This window comes from Aurantimonas aggregata, assembly GCF_010500835.1.
Classification (GTDB): Bacteria; Pseudomonadota; Alphaproteobacteria; order Rhizobiales; family Rhizobiaceae; genus Aurantimonas; species Aurantimonas aggregata.
In genome coordinates this window covers 52,330-72,547 of record NZ_JAAAMJ010000010.1, presented here as the reverse complement: position 1 = coordinate 72,547, position 20,218 = coordinate 52,330, and the positions used below count along the sequence as shown (strand labels likewise).

21 protein-coding genes are annotated in these 20,218 nt (G+C 66.4%); 10 read left to right on the top strand and 11 right to left on the bottom strand.

The window, feature by feature from the left end; translation table 11 throughout:
* Window positions 1–21: 21 nt before the first annotated feature.
* Window positions 22–1,020, top strand: a complete 999-nt coding sequence (locus tag GTW51_RS13710; RefSeq protein WP_163044509.1) for a hypothetical protein — start codon at window positions 22–24, stop codon at window positions 1,018–1,020.
* A gap of 28 nt (window positions 1,021–1,048) precedes the next feature.
* On the opposite strand, the gene GTW51_RS13705 is transcribed toward GTW51_RS13710, so the two are convergent.
* The 3 genes from GTW51_RS13705 to GTW51_RS13695 all read right to left on the bottom strand — a co-directional run bounded on the left by GTW51_RS13705 (window position 1,049) and on the right by GTW51_RS13695 (window position 3,972).
* The gene (locus GTW51_RS13705) at window positions 1,049–1,381 is read right to left on the bottom strand and encodes a DUF1491 family protein (protein ID WP_163044508.1); all 333 of its coding nucleotides are present in this window, start codon (window positions 1,379–1,381) and stop codon (window positions 1,049–1,051) included.
* 16 nt (window positions 1,382–1,397) lie between these two features.
* Entirely contained in the window at window positions 1,398–2,093 is a 696-nt protein-coding gene (locus tag GTW51_RS13700; RefSeq protein WP_163044507.1) for a peptidoglycan-binding protein, read from the bottom strand.
* Window positions 2,094–2,169: 76 nt separating this feature from the next.
* Entirely contained in the window at window positions 2,170–3,972 is a 1,803-nt protein-coding gene (locus GTW51_RS13695; RefSeq protein ID WP_163044506.1) for a sensor histidine kinase, read from the bottom strand.
* 377 nt (window positions 3,973–4,349) lie between these two features.
* Between GTW51_RS13695 and GTW51_RS13690 the strand changes: the two genes are divergently transcribed.
* Entirely contained in the window at window positions 4,350–4,913 is a 564-nt protein-coding gene (locus GTW51_RS13690) for a DUF5330 domain-containing protein (protein ID WP_163044505.1), read from the top strand.
* Between the two features lie 71 nt (window positions 4,914–4,984).
* The gene (locus tag GTW51_RS13685; RefSeq protein ID WP_163044504.1) at window positions 4,985–5,407 is read left to right on the top strand and encodes a SufE family protein; all 423 of its coding nucleotides are present in this window, start codon (window positions 4,985–4,987) and stop codon (window positions 5,405–5,407) included.
* A gap of 49 nt (window positions 5,408–5,456) precedes the next feature.
* Here the strand turns inward: GTW51_RS13685 and GTW51_RS13680 are convergent, their stop codons facing one another.
* The gene (locus tag GTW51_RS13680) at window positions 5,457–5,963 is read right to left on the bottom strand and encodes a DUF6456 domain-containing protein (protein WP_163044503.1); all 507 of its coding nucleotides are present in this window, start codon (window positions 5,961–5,963) and stop codon (window positions 5,457–5,459) included.
* The gene (locus tag GTW51_RS13675) at window positions 5,960–6,388 is read right to left on the bottom strand and encodes a helix-turn-helix domain-containing protein (protein ID WP_163044502.1); all 429 of its coding nucleotides are present in this window, start codon (window positions 6,386–6,388) and stop codon (window positions 5,960–5,962) included. Before GTW51_RS13675 ends, GTW51_RS13680 begins: the two co-directional genes overlap by 4 nt.
* Window positions 6,389–6,595: 207 nt before the next feature.
* Between GTW51_RS13675 and GTW51_RS13670 the strand changes: the two genes are divergently transcribed.
* The 6 genes from GTW51_RS13670 (at window position 6,596) to GTW51_RS13645 (ending at window position 11,967) form a co-directional block, all read left to right on the top strand.
* A complete protein-coding gene (locus tag GTW51_RS13670) occupies window positions 6,596–7,042 on the top strand; it encodes a hypothetical protein (RefSeq protein ID WP_163044501.1) in 447 nt (148 codons plus the stop codon).
* 168 nt (window positions 7,043–7,210) lie between these two features.
* Entirely contained in the window at window positions 7,211–8,428 is a 1,218-nt protein-coding gene (locus tag GTW51_RS13665; RefSeq protein ID WP_163044500.1) for an ABC transporter substrate-binding protein, read from the top strand.
* Window positions 8,429–8,593: 165 nt separating this feature from the next.
* Window positions 8,594–9,358 (top strand): ABC transporter ATP-binding protein, encoded by a 765-nt coding sequence (locus tag GTW51_RS13660; protein WP_163044499.1) that lies wholly within the window; start codon window positions 8,594–8,596, stop codon window positions 9,356–9,358.
* Window positions 9,351–10,070 (top strand): ABC transporter ATP-binding protein, encoded by a 720-nt coding sequence (locus GTW51_RS13655; RefSeq protein ID WP_163044498.1) that lies wholly within the window; start codon window positions 9,351–9,353, stop codon window positions 10,068–10,070. The genes GTW51_RS13660 and GTW51_RS13655 overlap by 8 nt, the downstream gene beginning before the upstream one ends.
* Before the next feature lie 6 nt (window positions 10,071–10,076).
* On the top strand, window positions 10,077–10,964 hold the full coding sequence (locus tag GTW51_RS13650) for a branched-chain amino acid ABC transporter permease (protein WP_163044497.1): 888 nt from the start codon (window positions 10,077–10,079) through the stop codon (window positions 10,962–10,964).
* A gap of 1 nt (window position 10,965) precedes the next feature.
* A complete protein-coding gene (locus tag GTW51_RS13645; protein WP_163044496.1) occupies window positions 10,966–11,967 on the top strand; it encodes a branched-chain amino acid ABC transporter permease in 1,002 nt (333 codons plus the stop codon).
* 24 nt (window positions 11,968–11,991) lie between these two features.
* Here the strand turns inward: GTW51_RS13645 and GTW51_RS13640 are convergent, their stop codons facing one another.
* Genes GTW51_RS13640 through GTW51_RS13630 form a run of 3 tightly spaced genes read right to left on the bottom strand, consistent with a single transcriptional unit; the run spans window position 11,992 to window position 14,944 of the window.
* A complete protein-coding gene (locus GTW51_RS13640) occupies window positions 11,992–13,011 on the bottom strand; it encodes a sensor histidine kinase (RefSeq protein WP_163044495.1) in 1,020 nt (339 codons plus the stop codon).
* Window positions 13,012–13,017: 6 nt separating this feature from the next.
* Window positions 13,018–13,434, bottom strand: coding sequence for a response regulator (locus GTW51_RS13635; RefSeq protein WP_246233109.1), 417 nt, complete (start codon window positions 13,432–13,434; stop codon window positions 13,018–13,020).
* 37 nt (window positions 13,435–13,471) lie between these two features.
* Window positions 13,472–14,944 (bottom strand): sensor histidine kinase, encoded by a 1,473-nt coding sequence (locus GTW51_RS13630; RefSeq protein WP_163044493.1) that lies wholly within the window; start codon window positions 14,942–14,944, stop codon window positions 13,472–13,474.
* Between the two features lie 374 nt (window positions 14,945–15,318).
* Between GTW51_RS13630 and GTW51_RS13625 the strand changes: the two genes are divergently transcribed.
* Complete coding sequence (locus tag GTW51_RS13625; RefSeq protein WP_163044492.1) at window positions 15,319–16,617, top strand: hypothetical protein; 1,299 nt, start codon at window positions 15,319–15,321, stop codon at window positions 16,615–16,617.
* On the opposite strand, the gene GTW51_RS13620 is transcribed toward GTW51_RS13625, so the two are convergent.
* From GTW51_RS13620 to pbpC, 3 genes are all read right to left on the bottom strand, one after another.
* On the bottom strand, window positions 16,614–17,084 hold the full coding sequence (locus tag GTW51_RS13620; RefSeq protein ID WP_163044491.1) for a hypothetical protein: 471 nt from the start codon (window positions 17,082–17,084) through the stop codon (window positions 16,614–16,616). The genes GTW51_RS13625 and GTW51_RS13620 overlap by 4 nt on opposite strands.
* Window positions 17,081–17,851, bottom strand: coding sequence for a hypothetical protein (locus GTW51_RS13615; protein ID WP_163044490.1), 771 nt, complete (start codon window positions 17,849–17,851; stop codon window positions 17,081–17,083). The genes GTW51_RS13620 and GTW51_RS13615 overlap by 4 nt, the downstream gene beginning before the upstream one ends.
* Window positions 17,852–18,127: 276 nt before the next feature.
* Window positions 18,128–20,203 carry a penicillin-binding protein 1C gene (gene pbpC / locus GTW51_RS13610; RefSeq protein WP_163044489.1) on the bottom strand — a complete coding sequence of 692 codons (2,076 nt, stop codon included), beginning with the start codon at window positions 20,201–20,203 and terminating at the stop codon, window positions 18,128–18,130.
* Window positions 20,204–20,218: the final 15 nt, after the last annotated feature.

Here is a 20,218-nt window from a genome sequence, read left to right as displayed (position 1 = left end):
GATCAACTATCCGGGAATTTCATGAAGGACAAAGCGCCGCGCATCTTTCGCTCGCTAGAGAAGGAAGCCGGTCGCGGTGGGTTCGATACGGTCGTGCGCGCCGCCGTGGCAAGTTACGCCGCGCTTCGCAGCCCGAGCGAGCATCAGGCCCGCAGCCTCGGACGGCTGCTCGTGCCGGTCTGGGGCAAGCTCACCCTCGAGACCCAGTCCGGCATCGCCTTCACCCTCGCCGCCGCCCCGTCGCTGCCCCGCGCCGTCGTCGAGTGCCTGCTCGCCGCGCCGGCTGCCATCGCCGAGCCGTTCCTGCGCTCGAGCCGCTGCCTCACCGCCGACGATGTCGCGGCGCTGGCGGGCTCGCCCGACCCGCTTCTCCGCCAGATCGCGGCAGCGCGGGCCGATAGCCCGGCATCTTCTGCCCCACTGTCCCCAGCGGTCCGCGCCGAGACCGCGCCAGTCTTGGCGGTGACCGCTCCGGAGTCCGCCGCGGCCCTTCCCGCCGCAATCCCGAATTCCGCTGCCGAAGCCCGCGCAACGCTCCGCAAGCTTGTCCAGCCCGGCGCCGCGCCGAAAGCCAGGACCACGCCCGGCACCATCCAGGAGATCATCGCGGCGGCGCGATCCGGCGAGATCGGCCGGGCCTATCGCGGGCTGGCGCAGTTCCTCGATCTCGCACCCGACGCGATGAACGAGCTGGTCGCCGAGCCCGAGGGCGACATGCTCGCCTCGGCCCTGAAGGCGATGCGCGTCGGCAGTGGCGACGCGCTGACGATCCTCATGCTGCTGAAGCCCCGCATCGGCCTCCACGTCCACGCCTTCCAGGCAATGAAGAGCCGCTACCGCGAGCTCGACGCCGAGATCTGCCGCATCCGCCTGCGGATGCCAGCCCGGCCGGCCGGGACAGTGTCGCCTGCCCTGCAGCCCCGCGCCGCCGAGCTAGAACCGCGGCTGCGCTCGGCCGAGCCCCGGGCCGCCTTCGGCCGGCGGCGCACTGCCCCGTCAGCCGCGACCGGCACCCGCTAGGCCATCCGGCCGGGCCTGACGATTTCCGTCAGGCCTCGACGATGTCGAGATAGGTCGCCACGTCGTCGGCCTCGATCTCCACGACCCAGTAATCCGGATCGAAGCGCGCCTCGCGGGCGAGCCGCTGCTCCATGGCCGCATCGTCCATGGCGGGCTCGGCCATGAAGCGGCGCGACCCGTCCTCCTCGCCGAAGCTCTGCGGTGCCGGCCCGTAGAGCCGCACGCTGCCCGATCGCCCGCGGGCGATGACGAAGATCGCCCCGGCCGCCTCGGCGCCGCGCCTGACGACGGCGGCGAACTCGCCGGCCGCGAACAGCCGGCGCAGCAGCTGGGCAACGAAGAAGTCGCTGGTTACGCGCATCGCCGCAGCGCCGGGGTCACTGGATCGCGCCGATCTCGATCAGCCGCTCGAGGATCTTCGGATCGGGCGACCCGGTGACTTCCAGCCCCTCCAAAGCCTCGAAGGTACGGATCGCCGCCCGGGTCCGCTCGCCGACGATGCCGTCGGCCGACAATTCGGCGACCTGCGCGGCGTTGAGCCCGGCCTGGATCCGGCGCACCAGCTCGTCCTCGCTGAGCGTCGACAGCGTCGACAGCGGATCTTCCGCGATCTCGGTGGTCTCGTCCTGCACCAGCGGCCGGCTGGTCCGGCCCATGCGCTCTTCGAGACTGGCGACCGCCATCGCGTCCGGCACGCCCGGTTCGGACGCGCCGAGCTGGCGCACGTTCGCCAGCAGCTGCGGCGTCGCCGCACCATCGACGGGCAGCCCGTGCGCCTTCTGAAAGGCCTTCACGGCCGCCTCGGTAGCCGGCCCCGGCCTGCCGTCGATCGTCGCCTGGTAATAGCCGGCCGACGAAAGCGCCGACTGGACCTCCTCGACCAGCGGCACCGGCATCAGGCCGCTGTCGTTGCCGAGCGCTGCCGTCACGACTCCGGCCGAATCGCCCCGGGTCGCCAGCAGCGGCTGCGGATGCTTGCCGGGCTGCCCGTAGATCGCGTTGGCGGCCATCGAGCCGAACAGGATGCCGAAGGCGACAAGCCCGGCCGACAGCGCCGGGCGGCGCGCCAGCACGGCGCCGCCGGCCCTGGCGCCACGGCCGGCGAGCGACAGCAGCCCTCCGGCAACCGGCAGCAGCCGGCCACCGAGGCTAGGCCGTGCGGCGCGCTTCTTCGAGCTTCGGGATGGTGTTCGTTTTGGTGCGGGCATCACTCAGAGCTACGATGTTTTCCTTAGGAAGAGATGACGGTTCTTCGATCTTCGTGCAATCGCGTGGCAGGCGGATCGTCACCATCGTGCCGATTGCCGGCTGGCTTGTCATCGCGAAAGTCCCGCCATGCAGCTCGACCAGGCCCTTCACCAGCGACAGACCGAGGCCGGTGCCCTGATAGCGCCGGGCGGTGCCGCAGGAAACCTGTACGAATGGCCGGCCCAGCAGGTCGATATCGGCGTCTGCGATGCCGATGCCTGTATCGCTGACGCAGATCTCGATCGAATCGGCATCGGAGCGGGCTTCCAGCGTGACGACGCCGCTGTCGGTGAACTTCACCGCGTTCGACAGGAGGTTGAGCAGGATCTGGTGGCAGGCCCGGCGATCGGCGACGATCACGTCGACGTCGCAGGGCCGCAGGTCGAGCCGCAGGCCCTTCCGCTGCGCCTCGTCCCGCACCACGTCGGCCGCCACCGCCATCGCCTCGGACGGCGAGAACGATTCGGGCACCAGCTCGTAGCGCCCGGCCTCGATCTTCGAGACGTCGAGCAGGCTGTTGACCACCGACAGGAGGTGTTGCCCGGACTGGCGAATCAGCCCGACATATTCCTTCTGCCGCTCGTTCTCGAAGCCACCGAAGAATTCCTGGTGGAGAATGTCGGAGAAGCCGATGATGGCGTTCAGCGGCGTGCGCAGTTCGTGGCTGACCGCGGCGAGGAAATGGCTCTTCGCCGCCGACGACTGGTTGGCGGTCTCGAGCGCCGTCTGCAATGCGCGGGCGTCAGGGCGATCCTCGACCAGCGCCGTGACGGCGATGTCGACCGCCGCGCCGCCCGGCACCGCGGCCAGCACTGCCAAGCTCGGCCGCCAGGTGCCGTCGCGCCGGCGCAGCCGCAATTCGACGCGCCGCCGTCCGCTCTCGCGGCCGACCGCCTCGAGCGCTGCCGAGAGCCCTGACTGGTCGGCCGGATGGATCCGGAGGAACAGGCCCCCGGCCAGATCTGCCTCGTCTATCGCCACCAGCGAGCGGGCAGCGGCGGAAGCCAGAAGAATGTGCCCGTCGCCATCGACGCGCAGCCATGCGGCGTCGAAGAAATCCGCCGCCGCGGCGAGGTCGTGGCCATCCGCCGCGCGGCGGACGACGATGCGGGCCTGCCGGCGCGCCAGCAGCCGGCGAGCGGCAAATCCGGCATAGGCAAGAATGAGAGCCATCGCGAACAGGTCGGCGATCCCGAAGCCGAACACCGGGGTCCCACCGAGGAGGACACCCGCGACGGCCACAGCGGCCAGCGAGCCCGCCAAAGCCAGCGCCAGCTGCCGGCGCCGTGCCAGTAGCGCCTCGAGAGGCAGCGCCGCCAGCACCAGCAGCCAGCTTGCCGGGACGGCATCCAGCGCGAAGACCGCGGCGCCCGCTCCGCCGATCGCCAACGTGCCGTAGAGCCATGCCGCGGCGTCGATGCTGCGGCGGTTGGAGAGATACGCGGCGGCGGCCAGCATCAGCCCGGCCAGCACCAGCGGCGCCACGACGACGCTAACGTCCATGGCCAGCGCCGCGAGGATCGGCGACGCGACCGTCGCGGCCAGACCCGTTGCGATCAGGACACCGATCGACCAGGCATGCAGTCGCCGTTCGCGGGGCTCCCTGATGCCGGGTGCCACGAGCTCGTCCAGGCGCTCGCGAAGAAGACGGGCGACGGCGTTCGCCGCATTCCCATCCCGTCTCGCTCCCGACGCTTCGATCATTCGTTTACTCGTACTTAATTCACTGCGTGGGGAGCCGGAGATCGGCAACGATGCCTGCCCCGGCTTCGAGGCGATCATGGTCGGGACGGTTTAAGGAAGGCATAAACCGCCGGCGAACATCCGCTCCACAAGGCCAGTTGCGCGGCCAAGTCCTTGATTCGGGTGGCATCGAATGCCGATATGGTTAACGCTTCGCCGACGGCGCCAATTTGCCTCAAAAGCCTGGTTTCCGGGCTTCTCCGGGCATCTGATGACGTGGAGGACGCTTCTGCCGCGATCGGTGGCATTTGAGACAAACTTGTCGACACGTTTCAACGGGACCTTCTCGCCCCTCGTGCATTGTGGCTTCTAACAGCACAGACAAAGGCCGGAAGATCATGCCGGCTGGGGACGACATCCGGGGGTATCCCATGATCAGGTTCATCTTGAAGGCCGGCTTCATTCTGGGACTCATCGCGCTGCTTCTGCCGAAGGCCGACGACGGAAGGGCAGCAACGGACACCGCACCGCAATTCGACGTCTTCACCGCGATGATGGGTGCCCAGGCGGCGATCGCCGACCTCGCCGGTTTCTGTGACCGCGCTCCCGCCGCCTGCGCCGCCGGCGGCGAGATCGCCCAGTTCGCGGGCGAGCGCATCGGCGACGGCATTGCCCTCGCCTACAGCTTCGTCGAGGGCGATACCCGCCTGCCCGGCGCATTCAACCCGCACGACGACGACGTGACGATGGCGTCGACCACCGCCCCCGCGCCCCGCGATCCGCTTGCCACCGGCACCATTGAACGCGGCGCGCCGCTTGCCATGCCGGCCGTCGAGCGAATTGCCGAGCCGCGTCCCCTGCCCCTTCCCGCCACCGAGATCGGCATGGCCGCAGAAAACTCGGCGACGCGCGGCCCGAAGGCCCACGACCTGCCGATCCCGCGCCCCGCCCCCCGGGCCTGACATCGCGGCTTCCCGCGCCTATATGCGGGAACTGCCGGTGAATGGCGGTTCCTGACAGCGCGGGAGACAGGATGCAGACGATCGAGGACATCACCACGGACTTCGAGTATCTCGACGACTGGGAAGATCGCTATCGCTATCTGATCGAGCTTGGCCGGGCGCTGCCGCCGCTGCCGGAAGACGCGGTCAACGATGAGAACAAGGTCCGCGGCTGCGTCAGCCAGGTCTGGCTCACCAGCGAAGCCGATGATGCCAACCCACCGCATCTGACCTTCCGCGGCGAATCCGACGCCCATATCGTCCGCGGCCTCGTCGCCATCGCGCTGGCGCTCTATTCCGGCAAGACCGCGCCCGAGATTCTCGACATCGACGCCGAGGCGGTGTTCGGCCGGCTCGGCCTTCAGGACCACCTGACGCCGCAGCGCTCCAATGGCCTGCGCTCGATGGTCAACCGCATCCAGAGCGACGCGAAACAGGCGCTGGCGCCCGCCTGACTGCGCGCCCGCGGGGCGCCGCTGGGGCCGTTGGGGCGGCAGCCGCCCTTCACTCCGTCCCGCCGCCGATGGTCGGGCGGTAATCCGCCGTCCCCCAGCGCCTGATCACCGGCCGGTCGTTCGCGCGTTCCGGCTTGATCCCGTAATGGCGTGCCAGGACGCCGAGCCCTGCCTTCAGCAGCAGCTTGGCCGAGCGCGCCGGCCACTGCCGTTCCCGCTCGACGATCTCCAGCCCCTTCAGGAAGCAGCAGACGTCGAGCAGCACGCCGGAGAGTTCCGGCCCCACCGCCGCGATGGCGGCGTCCACCCGCTTCCGCGCGTCGATGGCGCTGTCGGAGAGGTCGCGGCTGCCTTTGCTGCCGCGCGCCTGCCGCGGCTGGCTGTCCCAGCGCTGGGTGATGCCGGGCATCAGCTGGCCGCGGGTGAAGTCGGCGCGCAGGCGCTCGCCGGCGATGGCTTCCGACGCGTCGAGAAACGGCCCGCCGGCCCGGCCCCCGCGCGTCGCCAACCTTGCGAGCGGCGACTCGTCCGGGTTGAAGCCCGCCCGCGCCGTCATCGGGCAACCCCCGCGTCATGTGCGTCGTCCGGCACCTGTTCCAGCGCCAGTCTGACAGCATGCGCCAGCCCTTCGAGCCGCGTCAGCATGGCGTCGAAAACCCTGTCGTCGCGGCGGTCCTCGATGCGGCGCACCGCATGCGCCACGCTGGTGCGGTCCCGCCCGAACGCTCCGGCAATCGCCGCCAGCGGCACCTGGAAGACCACATGGGCAAGATACATCGCCACGTGGCGCGCCTCGCAGACCGGCGCGACGGCGCGGTTCGGGCTGGCGATCGCCGGCACCGGAACGGCGAAGAAGGCGCTGGCGATCTCGCGCGCCAGGCGGCAGGCCAGCCGGTTCCGACACGTCGCCAGTCTGAGGAAAACCGGTCCGGCACCATGGCCGGCCGCTGCGCCGAGGACATCGCCGTCGGGGGATTGCATGGGACACCTCCGTTCGCACCACATGCATCGTCTATAGCGGCCCGCACGGCATATGTGAATAATTTCCTATGTCGTGGATCTCTGTGCCGCGCGGCTTGTGACGATACGCCAGCGGTCAGGCGCCATCGTCGCCCTCGAAGCACAGGGACTTTATCCCCATCGTCGCCAGACGGGCGACGCTTCGCCGGTTCTCGTCTGGAGCAGAAGATGGCCGGAAGTTTCGATACCGCCCCCCTCGACGCCGCGCTGGCAGCGGCCATTCGCCGCCATGCCGAGCGACAGCGGCGATCCGTGGCAAACGATCTGCAGCGCCTGGAGAAGGCCGTGCTGCTGCGGCGCCTCGGCCTCGACGACGCGGCGGTGCGCGTGGCCATCGCGGCCGAAAGCGCCGCCCATCTCCCCACCCCGCTCGGCGTCCGGCTCCGCGAGCGTGTCACGAGCGAACTCAAGCGCCTGACGCGCCAGGCCCGCGGCGCCGACCCGCGCTACGACATCAACCGTCACATTGCCGTCAGGCGCCTTGCCCACTGGCTCGATGGAGATCACCAGAAGCTGAATGGCGAGACCGACGAGCGCACCGCCGGCCGCGTGCTCAACGCCCGCTTTCGCCGGCACCGTGCCGCTGCTGCGAAAACGCGCCGGCGGCAGGGCTGAACGCCTCGCGACCCGTCCCGGCTGGAATTTCAACTGCCTGTGCGCAGCGCGGTGCAGCTTGACACGCTTCGCTGCGGCGCGGCACAACTTCCCCCACGCCGGTTCGGTCTCGCTTTGGGAGACGCTACGACCAACCAGCCGGCCGATCGATCTGGGAGGATCACCATCATGCGCTTCAAGACCCTGCTTCTTGCCGCCTCGTCGCTCGCCCTCGTTGCTGGCGCCGCGAAGGCGCAGGAAATTTCCAACGACGTCGTCAAGATCGGCATCCTCAACGACCAGTCCGGCGTCTACGCCGATTTCGGCGGACAATGGTCGGTCGAGGCCGCCCGCATGGCGGTCGAGGACTACGGCGGCACCGTTCTCGGCAAGCCGATCGAGATCGTCTCGGCCGACCACCAGAACAAGGCCGACATCGCTTCCAACACCGCGCGCGAATGGTACGACGTGCAGAACGTCGACGCGATCATGGAGCTGACGACCTCCTCCGTCGCCCTCGCCGTGCAGGGCCTGTCGCGCGAAAAAGAAAAGATCACCATCACCACCGGCGCGGCGACCACCGAGCTGACCGGCGCGCAGTGCAGCCCCTACGGTTTCCACTGGGTCTACGACACGCATGCGCTGGCCGTCGGCACCGGCGGCGCGCTGGTGAAGGCCGGCGGCGACAGCTGGTTCTTCCTCACCGCCGACTACGCCTTCGGCTATTCGCTGGAAGAGCAGACCGGCAATTTCGTCAAGGAGAATGGCGGCGAGGTGCTCGGCGCCGTCCGCCATCCGCTCGGCACCACCGACTTCTCGTCCTTCCTGCTGCAGGCGCAGAGCTCCGGCGCCAAGGTCATCGGCCTCGCCAATGCCGGCCTCGACACCGCCAACGCCATCAAGGGCGCGGCCGAGTTCGGCATCGTCCAGTCCGGCCAGCAGCTTGCCGGCCTCCTGTTCACCCTCGCCGAGGTCCACGGCCTCGGCCTCGAGGCGGCGCAGGGCCTGAACCTCACCGAAGGCTGGTACTGGGACCAGAGCGACGAAAACCGCGAGTTCGCCACGAAGTTCGAGGAAAAGACCCAGCGCAAGCCGAACATGGTCCAGGCCGGCACCTATTCGGCGGTCATGCAGTATCTGAAAGCCGTCGAGGCCGCCGGCACCGACGCCACGGCGGAAGTTGCCGCCAAGCTGCACGAACTGCCGGTCGAGGACGTCTTCGCCAAGGGCGGCACGGTGCAGGAGAACGGCCGCATGGTCTACGACATGTACCTGTTCCAGGTGAAGGCGCCGGGCGAGTCCGAGGGTCCTTGGGACTACTACACCGAAGTCGCCCAGGTTCCGGGCGGCGAGGCCTTCCTCACCGTCGAGGAATCCGGCTGCGACGTCGCGAGCTTCGCCAACTGATCCTGCGCCAATGGCGGGGCGGCACGTTGCCGTCCCGCCTCGCAGGTCCGGCGACAGACTGGACAGCCAGCCGTCCGGGCCGCAGTCTGAGCCGATCTCTGCCCGCATGATCTGCCGGAAATACACCGAGCCTCACATCGAGCTGGACGGGAGTGGCATTCGCCCATGAGCGCATCTTCGCAGGAGGTCATCCTCTCTGCCCGCGGCCTCACCAAGGAGTTCTTCGGCTTCAAGGCCGTCAGCAATGTCGATCTCGACATCAGGGAGAACACGATCCACGCTTTGATCGGCCCAAACGGCGCCGGCAAGACCACCGTGTTCAACCTCCTGACCAAGTTCCTGAACCCGACGGCCGGCACGATCCGCTTTCGCGGCCAGGACATCACGAAGCTGAAGCCGGCCGACGTGGCACGGCTCGGGCTCGTGCGCTCCTTCCAGATCTCCGCGGTCTTCCCCCATCTGACAGTTCTCGACAACGTCCGCGTCGCCCTGCAGCGCAAGGCGCATCTCGGCACGCAGTTCTGGCGCTCGAACCGCGTCCTCGACCGGCTGGATGGCCGCGCCGGCGAACTGATCGAAGCCGTCGGCCTGTCGGCCTATGCCGATCTCGACGCCGCCGAGCTGCCCTATGGCCGCAAGCGCGCCCTCGAACTTGCGACGACGCTGGCGCTCGACCCGCCGGTGCTGCTCTTCGACGAGCCGATGGCCGGCATGGGCGCCGAGGACATCGGCCGGATCTCCGACCTCATCCGACAGATCGTCAAAGATCGCACCGTCGTCATGGTCGAGCACAATCTCAACGTCGTCGCCGATCTCTGCGACCGCGTCACCGTGCTGGCACGGGGCGAGATCCTCGCCGAGGGCGACTATGACGAGGTCAGCGCCAATCCGAAGGTGCGCGAAGCCTACATGGGAACCGAGCATGAGTGAGATCCGGGCGGGCAGCCCCCTTCTCGAGGTCCGCGACCTGCATGGCTGGTACGGCGAGAGCCACGTCCTGCACGGCGTCTCGCTCGACATCCACGAAGGCGAGACGATCACCCTGCTCGGCCGCAACGGCGCCGGCAAGACGACGACGCTGCGGGCGATCATGAACCTGTTGCCGCGGCGCGAGGGCACGATCCGCATCGCCGGCCAGGACATGATGAAGGTGCCGGTGCACCGCACCGCCTATGCCGGCATCGGCTACGTGCCGGAGGAGCGCGGCATCTTCGCGACGCTCTCGGTCGCCGAAAACCTGATGCTGCCGCCGAAGGTCGCCGAGGGGGGCATGAGCGTCGAGGAGATCTACACGCTCTTCCCGAACCTCGCCGAACGGCGCAACTCGCCGGGCACCAAGCTCTCCGGCGGCGAGCAGCAGATGCTGGCGATCGCCCGCATTCTGCGCACCGGGGTGAAGATCATCCTCCTCGACGAGCCGACCGAGGGCCTCGCTCCGGTCATCATCCAGCGCATCGGCGACGTGCTGACCGAGCTGAAGAAGCAGGGCATGACGCTACTGCTGGTCGAGCAGAACTTCCGCTTCGCCCGCCGCGTCGCCGACCGCTTCTTCCTGATGGAGGATGGCCACATCCTCGAAAGCTTCCCGACATCGGAGCTCGATGCGAAGATGGACCGGCTGCACGACGTGGTGGGAGTGTAACCCGAAATGACCATGATCTTCGGCATTCCGCTTCCGGCGCTGCTCGGCCAGCTGCTGATCGGCTTCATCAACGGCTCGTTCTACGCCCTGCTCAGCCTTGGCCTCGCGGTGATCTTCGGCCTGCTGCGGGTCATCAACTTCGCCCATGGCGCCCAGTACATGCTCGGCGCCTTCACCGCCTATCTGATCTTGCACTATGCCGGGCTCGGCTTCTGGCCGACGCTGGTCCTCGCGCCGCTGATCGTGGCGTTCCTCTCGGCGATCATCGAGCGGACGATGCTGTCGCGGCTCTACGATCTCGACCATCTCTACGGGCTGCTCTTCACCTTCGGCCTGGCGCTGATCATCGAGGGCACGTTCCGCTACTATTTCGGCGCGGCTGGCCAGCCCTACCCGACGCCGCCGCTGCTCGCCGGCGGCACCAATCTCGGCTTCATGTTCCTGCCGAACTATCGCGGCTTCGTCGTCGTCGCCTCGCTCGTCGCGTGTCTCGCGACGTGGCTCCTGATCGAGAAGACCCGCCTCGGCTCCTATCTGCGCGCCGCCACCGAGAACCCGCAGCTGGTGCAGGCCTTCGGCGTGAACGTGCCGATGCTGCTGACGCTGACCTACGCGCTCGGCGCCGGGCTTGCCGCGCTCGCCGGCGTGCTCGCCGCGCCGATCTACCAGGTCAGCCCGCTGATGGGCACGAACATCATCATCATCGTCTTCGCCGTGGTGGTGATCGGCGGCATGGGCTCGATCCTCGGCGCGATCGTCTCCGGCTACGCGCTCGGCATTCTCGAGGGCCTGACCAAGGTGTTCTACCCGGAGGCCTCCAACATCGTCGTCTTCGTCATCATGGCGATCGTGCTGATGGTCCGCCCGGCGGGCCTGTTCGGAAAGGAGGCCTGAAATGACCAGCCTCGACGAGACCGGCACCGTCGTGCGGGAACCCGGCGCGAAAGCCCCGGCAAGACAGGGCTCGGCGCAGCGGCGGCTCGGCTGGCTCGGCGTCGCCGTGGCGATCGTCGCGCTGGCGGGGCTGATCGCCGTGCCGTTCTTCGTCTATCCCGTGTTCATCATGAAGGTGCTGTGCTTCGCGCTGTTCGCCGTCGCCTTCAACCTGCTGCTCGGCTATGTCGGGCTCCTGTCCTTCGGCCATGCCGCCTTCTTCGGCGGCGCCGCCTATTTCACCGCCCATGCCGCCAAGGTCTGGGGCTGGGAGCCGCTCTCGGCGATCCTCCTGGGCGCCGCCGGCGCCGGGCTGATGGGCCTCGTCATCGGGGCGCTGGCCATCCGCCGGCAGGGCATCTACTTCGCCATGGTGACGCTGGCGCTGTCGCAGATGGTGTTCTTCATCTTCCTGCAGGCGCCCTTCACCCATGGCGAGGACGGCATCCAGGGCGTGCCGCGCGGCCATCTGCTCGGGCTGATCGACCTCGGCTCGACGCTGAACATGTATTATTTCGTGCTGGCGGTGTTCGTCGCGGGGTTCTTCGCCGTCTGGCGAATCGTCAACTCGCCCTTCGGCCACGTCCTCAAGGCGATCCGCGAGAACGAGAACCGCGCCATCTCGCTTGGCTACCGGGTCGAGCGATACAAGCTCGGCGCCTTCGTCATGTCGGCGACGATCACGGGCCTCGCCGGCTCCACCAAGGCGCTGGTGTTCCAGATCGCGACGCTCACCGACGTCGCCTGGCAAATGTCGGGCGAGGTCGTGCTGATGACGCTTCTGGGCGGCATGGGCACGATCTTCGGACCCGCCGTCGGCGCGGCGCTGGTCGTCACGATGCAGAACTATTTCGCGACGTCCGACATCCCGGTGACGGTGATCATCGGCGTCATCTTCGTCCTGTGCGTGCTCTTGTTCCGGCGCGGCATCGTCGGCGAGGCGATCAGGCTGATGAAGCGGTAGCGGCCGGAGCCGCGCCGGCAGGCCTCAGAGCGGCGCCTGCAGCATCACCCGGACATTCGGCCCGTCGCCATATTCGATGGCGGCGTTGAGGCTCTGGGCCATCGCCCGGATCAGCTTGGTGCCGAGCCCCGTGCTCTTGGCCTGCTGCGGCTTGATCGTGCCCTTGCCGTCGTCCTCGACGATCAGCATGAAGCGCTCCGCCAGCTGCGCCAGCGACACCCGGATCTCGCCGGCCTCGCCCTCTTCGTAGGCGTATTTGCAGGCATTGCTGACGAGTTCGTTGACCACCACGCCGACCGAGACGGCCTTGTCGGTGTTCAGCCGGATCGCCTCGACGTCGAGCACCACATGGCGCGGCGAGGACGGCGTCGACCAGGTCTCCTCCAGCTCCTCCACCAGCACCTTGAGATAGTCGGCCATGTCGACCGTGGCGATCTCGTCGGACGTGTAGAGCCGGCGGTGCACCTGGCCGATCGCCCGGATGCGCTGCTGGGTGTCCTTCAGCGCGATGCGGGCTTCCTCGTTGTCGAGGCTGGAGGCCTGCATCTGCACGAAGGCCGAGACGAGCTGAAGACTGTTGGCGACCCGGTGGTTGGCCTCCTTGAGGAGCGCCGCCAGCCGGTCGTTGCTGGCCTTCAGCGCGGCATCGGCGTCGGTCTTCTCGGCGAGAAGCCGGGCATGCGCCAGCGTCTGCTCGAAGGTCGAGGCGAGAAGGTCGAAGAAATCCTCGCCGATCGTCTTCACCACGTAGTCGGCAGCGCCCGCCTTGAGCGCTGCGACCGCGACGCGGCTTTCCTCCGACCCGGTGACGTAGACGACCGGCGGCGGCGACGGCAGCGCCCGCACCAGCGCCAGCGTCTCCAGCCCGTCCATGCCCGGCATGTAGTGGTCGATGGCGAGGAGATCGAACGATTCAGCCTCGAGGCGCGCCAGGCCCTCCGGCCCGCCGGCAGCGGTCGCGACCTCGTAGCCGCGGCGCCGGAGGGCGCGCTGCGTCAGAAGCCTCAGTCCCTCGTCGTCGTCGATGTACAATACGCGGGGCAAGGGATCTTAGCCGCCAACCTCGGGGTCGGGGAGCTGGATCACCGACAGGAACAGGCCCAGCTGCCGGATCGCCTGGGAGAAGGCTTCGTAGTTCACCGGCTTGGTGATGTAGACATTGGCGCCGAGATCGTAGCAGCGCTGGATCTCGACCTTGTCGTCGGTGGTGGTCAGGACGACGACCGGCGTGCGCTTCAGCGGCCCGTCGGACTTCATCCGGGTGAGGATGTCCGTGCCGCTCATGTCCGGCAGGTTGAGATCGAGCAGCACCAGCGCCGGGCCGTTATGCGCCGGGCCGTCGGGAGCATCGTAAAGGAACTTGAGCGCCGAGGTGCCGTCGGTGAAGTGACGGATCGGGTTGGTGACGCCGGCACGGCGGATGTTCTTCTCGATGAGGCGTGCGTGACCCTCGTCATCCTCGATCATCACGATATTCACGGGGAGTTGAGCGTTCACGGCGTCCTCATGTCTCATGCAGCTTGGCTGTCATTGAAAGGCGGAAAGTCGCCCCTTGGTCAAGCGCCGAGTCGCAACCGATCATTCCGCCCAGTCGATAAGCCAGGGCGCGCACATGTGCCAGCCCGATTCCCTCACCCGGCTGATCTTGTGAGCCGGAGCGGCGGAACAGGTCGAACACCCGGTCGTGGTCCTTCGGATCGATGCCGCGCCCGTTGTCCTCGATCTCGAAGACCACCCGGTCGTTCTGCCGCTTGCCGCGCACCTTGATCACGCCCGGCCGCCCGGGCTTCAGGTATTTCACCGCGTTTTCGATAAGGTTGGAGAAGATCTGCTCGATCGCCACCCGGTCGCTGACGAGGTCGGGCAGCGGCTCGACCTTGACCTCCGCCCCGACCTCGGTCAGCCGGTGCTGCAGGCTGTCGACGATGCCGCGGACCATCGCATTCATGTCGATCCGCTCCGGCGTGATGACGCGGCGGCCCTCGCGCGACAGGCGCAGGATGGCGTTGATCAGCCGGTCCATCTTTTCGGTCGAGGAGCGGATGAAGCCGATCGCCTCGGGCAGGTCCTCGCGGACCGCCAGCCGCGCGTCCTCCGACACGGTCTCCGGCGCCTCGGCCTCGACCTTGTCGAGCATCTCGGCAAGCTGCTTGGTCGCCGCGTCGAGCTCGCTGGTAAAGCCCATGACGTTGACCAGCGGCGAGCGCAGATCGTGCGAGACGATGTAGGCGAAGCGCTGGATCTCATCGTTCGCCCGCTGCAGATCGGCGGTCCGCGTCTGCACGACGGATTCCAGATCGTCGTTGAGAAAGCGCAGCTTGTCGCGCGACTGGCGCAGTTCGCGCACGTTCTGCCGGGCGGCCCAAATCGTTCCGAGGGCGACGAGCAGCAGCAGCACGAAGGCGCCGGTCATGAACGCATAGGAGGTGGCGACGAAGGCCTGCTGGGAATCGGTGCGCTCGCGCAGGAGATCGGACTCGGCCTGCGACATCGCCCGCGCCACGTCGCGGATGCCGACGATCAGCGCGATGTCCTCGGCGCCGACGCGGCCGATATCCTCCGGCCGCAGGCCTTCGGCCTCCCGTTCGGCGATCGATTCGCGCAGCAGCGCCAGGTGCTCGTTGGTGAGCGACGTCAGTTGCCGGACGCGCTCGACCTGCGGCGGATTGTCGGCGACCATCCCTGCCATGTCGTCGAGGAGCGGCGGAATCTGCGCCACGGTCTCCTCGAACACCCGTCGGAATCCATCGCGCGGCTCGAGCAGAAAGCCGCGCCGCGCCGCTTCCGCCCGCTCGACGAGAACCCGGATCTGCGACAGCGTCACCTCCACCTGGTAGGTGTGCGTGACGGTCTGGCTGCTCTCCTGGGTCCGCACCACCAGCCAGGCGACGGCGAGGCCGAGCACGATCAGCAGGGCAAAGCCGGCGGTGATCGCCGCAACCAGCGACCGACGGTAAAGCCGCTCGGTAAACGTCATGAAGGCCTCTGCCGCAAAATTCGTCCGGGATGCCATATCGCGGCGGGGGCGGCGTCACAACTGGTATGCTAGCCGGGATGGGTGCCGCTGCGTGGCGAGCCGGGCCGATAGCGGACCGGCAGCTATCAAGCACTCAGGGGCGGAATCTGCCGATCAGTTCACGATCCGATGCGGTCGTACATCGGTCTTGCCATCAAAGTCACCTTGGGGCCAGGAGGGATAGTCCGCCATAGGGATCAAAGACTGCGATAGCTGTTGTCTGGCCGCGGCCTCAAGCCTACCAAAAGCGCGCCCCCAATGACCCGCTGATTATTGCCGATCCATGGCACCTTGCCAGAAGCACTTGAAGTGATAGCGTTAGGTGGGGGGAAATAATGGCTATCAGGAATATTTCACTTGGCTCGCTCAAAGTTAATCGGGCCAACGATCGTCACGGCGAGCTTGAAAACGAAACGGCTGCTATTGCGTGGCTCTTCAAAGAGCGCGAACAGCATATGCGCAATCTCGCGAAGGACATTGTCGAACAACAGGAGATTTTTGAGTTTCCCCTAGTCTGCCCCGAGGATGATAAGTTTGTGGTTTTCGACGGAAACCGGCGCGTGACATGCCTGAAACTCCTTGAGGACCCCCGTCGGGCAACGACTTCTGAGCTTCAAGAGTTTTTCCGAGAGCAACGGTCTAGATGGACTGGAAACTTTCCCAAAAGCATCCAGTGCCAAGTCGAAGCTGATCGGGATCGAATCGACGAAATTCTATTCCGTAGACATACAGGATCGCAAAACGGGGTCGGTCAAAGCACATGGGACGACCGGATGAAGGCCACGTTTGTGGCCCGTACTGGAAAAAGCAACGGTCCCAGCGTCGCGGACGAAATCGAGCAGCGATTGGCAGCCGCCAATCTCTTGCCTTCTCGAAGGAAATTACCTCGATCGACACTCAATCGCCTTTTGTCAGCCGAGCCTTTCAGAAACCGCGTCGGCATAAGCATGAAGAGGGGGCGGTTCGAGTATACCCATGATGAAACAGCGACCCTTGATGCTCTTGCCAGAATTGCGAGTGATCTCGCGAGCCGCAAAGTTGTGCTTGGGCATCTTTGGGACGTTGATGGCAAGGAAGCATATCTGAACAGGTTGGACAGCGAAGGTGTCCTTCCCGGCCCTCGCCACACCATTGCTGTCCCTGCGAAAGGTCCGCCCACGCAGCCCAAAGCCAAACCCACTGCCAAGGCCGTTCCCACCATACGATCGACCCTCATCCCTCCCAAGGATTTCGGGCTGACTTGGCCGGGTCGCCTCCAACGACACCATCAGATTTGGGAGGAGCTGCAGTTTCACCTCGAGCTCAGAAATCACCCGAACGCAGTATCGGTTCTCCTCAGAGTCCTTATCGAGCTTGCCCTGGAGAATTATATCAAGTCGGCAAACGTGCCGGTTCATGAGAACGACAAGCTTGCCAAGAGACTAGAAAAGGTTGGCCAACATCTGTTAGCGGCGGGAGCAATCGACAGCAAGCAGATGGATGTGGTTCGGAAGTTCCAACAAGGGGACAAGCTCGTTTCGGCAGATACTCTAAATCGCTACGTACACTCACCCAATTTCGCACCGTCACCAGAACATCTCTCATCAATGTGGGACAGCCTAGCGGACGTAATCGTACTTTGTCTAAAAGCCTAGTACCGCGGCTTTTGATTGATTGATTCCTGCTTTTGAAATTTCGGCAGAGAAAGCTTCTGGCTTGCCTGCTCCATGAGGAATTCGGCCATTCCCTTGCCATTGAACCAGTAAACGAAATCCACGGAGTTTTTGTCCGGATTGTCATCGCTGAACGCCGTGAAGCCCTCTAACAGTAAATCCAAGGCATCGTTGTCGCCGGTAAAATCGAACCATTCTCCCGAGTACCAGTAGCTCGAAAAACCGGCGTGCAGGCACCGTTCATGGTGCGACATTCCCCAAAACGGCTTTTGGCCGATTAGCGTCATGTCAGGCAGCCAGGTCTTTGCCGCTCTAAGCCAATTTTTACCCCGCTTCGACTTTCCAATTTTGTATTTACCGTGGTTCTCGACAATGTAGATGTAACCAGGATCTACCCGGCTGATCTGCCACACTGGCACAATTGTTCCGGCGTCTTTGAAAATCATCATTCCGCCCCCTTGCGGGCGAACGATCCAGCCCTGAATTTAGGTGAGAACCGGCGATCAAATTCCGGGTGGAGGGCGTCGTAAAGCCAATTGAGCTGCCGGACGAGTTTTTTCATAGCGGCATTGAACTCGCGTTGAAGTTCAACGAGGCCCTCCCGATAAAGTCGCTCAACAGGCAGCGCTCGGCCATTAGGCCCCACTGCTCCACTAAAGCGATGCTCAAAGAGGCTGGCGACAAGAAAAACTTGGTCATCCGAGCTGAAACGGCGTTCAAGTCCATGGTGAAAACGGCGGTTTCGCTCGTGGCGCAAGTCGCCTTGATCGTCAATCATGGCCACCAAATGAGCGAGAAGCTCTCCGGGAATCGACTTCTTTTTGAGATTTTGCGCAGTGCAAGCTTCGAAAGCGAGTGTGCATTCGAAAACTTGGCTGACCAGAATCATCGCGCAATCAACAACCGAAACGTAGCGGGCAAGGAACACGTCCGCACATATCGTCAGCCATTCGTAGCGCGAAACTGGAAACTGCTTGAAACTATCAGGCATACTTGATGGCCACAGCATACCTCCGACCATGTTAAGTGATTCTACGCGTCGGGTCAGCATTGAGAGAACTTGATTGACGTCGTAGGCATATTTGCAATCGTCGTGCTTAGAAAGTTCATCGTACGTTTCGAAATGAAGTCCGATTATGGAAAGATCATAAATGCGGCCAACAAACGCGTGGCCGTCGGAGGGAAGTACGTACTGTTTGAGAAATCTGGTCGACATTGAGCAAGCTTAGCTCATATCCAGGCCCTGTTAGGGGCGATTGCGCTCATCCTAGCTGAAAAGCCCGAGCCGAATCCACTCTGCAGAACTCGGTTGCGCAAAGATGGCATACCCACCCAGAGCCGACGCCAGTACGCACACATCCCCAGGGCTCAGGGGCAGCTTTTGGGAAATCTCGGACGCCAGTTGAGTGGCTAAAATGGGCGCGAAGTGGACCAATTGGCAGCGGTCCCCCAATGACCCCTCGCCCTCCCAACTCGGTGCCTCTGCCCATCCCTACTCCACGAACACCCGCGTCGCTGCCGCCGCCCCCGTGGCGTCCACGACCGATATGCTGAGGAAGCCCGGCTCGGCCGGTTGCCAGCTCGACTGGCGCTCGAGCGTGCCGAGGGTCACCGGGCGGCCGTCGACATACCAGGTGAAGGGCGGTCGGCCGTTGCGGACTTTTAGCGGCAGCGTGCCCGTCCCGGCGCTTCCGCCCTCGCCGAAGCCGACTTCCACCCGCGCGGCGTTCGGCGGGAAGACGATCTCCGGCTTCAGCCCGGCCTCCGCGCGCTCGGCGGCGCGGCCCATGCGGCGCAGCGGCGGCGGCAGGCCGCTACCTGCCGAGGCGAGGATGCCGGGCGGCGGGCCGGCCAGCCGCGCCGGAGGCCCGAGCCGAGCGAAGACGTCCTGCATCACCGGCACCGCGCTCGCCTCGCCGACGAGGCCTTCGACCGGCGCGCCATCCGGCCGCCCGAGCCAGACGCCGACGACGTGGCGGCCGTCATAGCCGACGGTCCAGGCGTCGCGGTAGCCGTAGGACGTGCCGGTCTTGTGGGCGATCGTGCCCGGCGAGCCCTTGGCGGTGGTGGTCGCGCCGGCAAGGATCGAGGTGACGTACCAGGCCGCCTGCGGCGACAGGATGCGCTTGCCGGTTGCCGCCGCCCCCGGCTCGATATGCAGGGGCATCGCGACGCCGCCATGGGCGATGCCGCCATAGATCGCGACGAGGTCCTCCAGCGTCAGGCCGATGCCGCCGAGCCCGATCGCGAGGCCCGGCAGCGAGCGGTCGCCCAGCTCGGGCTTGGCGCCCGCCCGCCGCATCCGGTAGACCAGCCGCGCCGGGCCGACTGCGCTGAGCAGTTCCACCGCCGGCAGATTGCGCGACAGCTGCAGCGCCCGCCGCGCGGTGATGATGCCCTGGAAGTCGCGGTCGAAATTCTGCGGCGTGTAGCCGGAAAAGCCGCCCGGCGAATCGTCGACGAGGCTTTCGGGATGCGCCACGCCGCGCTCGAAGGCGAGGCCGTAGATCAGCGGCTTCAGCGTCGACCCCGGCGAGCGCGGCGCCCGCGTCAGGTCGACGAAGCCCTGCCGCTCGCGGTCGAACAAATCCGGCGAGCCGATATCGGCGACGATCTCGCCGGTGGCGTGGTCGGCGACGACGATGGCGAGGCTCACCGGCTTCCGCAGCGTCGCGGCCTTCTCCTTCGCGTAGGCCTCGAGTCGCGCCTGCACGGCCTTGTCGATGGTGAGGTCGATGATCTTGCGGCCCGGCTCCGCCGCCCGCAGCCGCTCCGCCGCATGCGCCGCCAGCATCGGCAGCGGCCGTCGCGACGGCGGCATCGCCTCGCGGCGGGCCCGTTCCGCCTCGTCGGCGTCGAGCAGGCCGAGCGCTTCCATCCGGTCGAGCACCCGGTCGCGCGCCGCTTTGGCGCGTTCGGGAAACCGGTCGGGGCGGTAGCGCTCCGGCGATTGCGGCAGCGCGACGAGCAGCGCCGCCTCCGCCGCCGTCAGCCGCCGTGGCTGCTTGCCGAAGAAGCTCAGGCTCGCCGCCCGCACGCCCTCCAGATTGCCGCCGTAGGGGGCGAGTTCGAGATAGAGCGACAGGATCGCCGCCTTGTCCTGGCTGCGCTCCAGCGCGATGGCGGAGAGGATCTGCTCGGTCTTCGCCGCAAAGCTGCCGGTCGGCAGCCGGCCGAGCATCCGCGCCACCTGCATGGTCAGCGTCGAGCCGCCGGAGACGATCCGCCCGTGCCGCGCCGACTGCCAGAGCGCCCGGCCGAAGGCGACCGGGTCGACGCCCGGATGCTCGGCGAAGCGCTTGTCCTCCCAGGCGAGCAGCATGGCGAGGTAGCGCGGGTCGACGTCCTCGGCCCCGGCCGCCAGCCGCCATCCGCCGTCGTCGTTGGCGAAGGCCCGCAGCAGCGCGCCGTTCCGGTCGCGCACCTCGACCCCGGTCACCGGCGTCGCGAAGCCGGCGATGCGCGTCGCCACGGCCCGTTCGAAGGCCGAATAGAAGCTGCCGACCACGACGATGGCGAGGAGCAGCGCGAGCAGCCCGCCCTGCGCCCACTTCCTCAGCCGCGACATGGCAGCGGCTCCCTG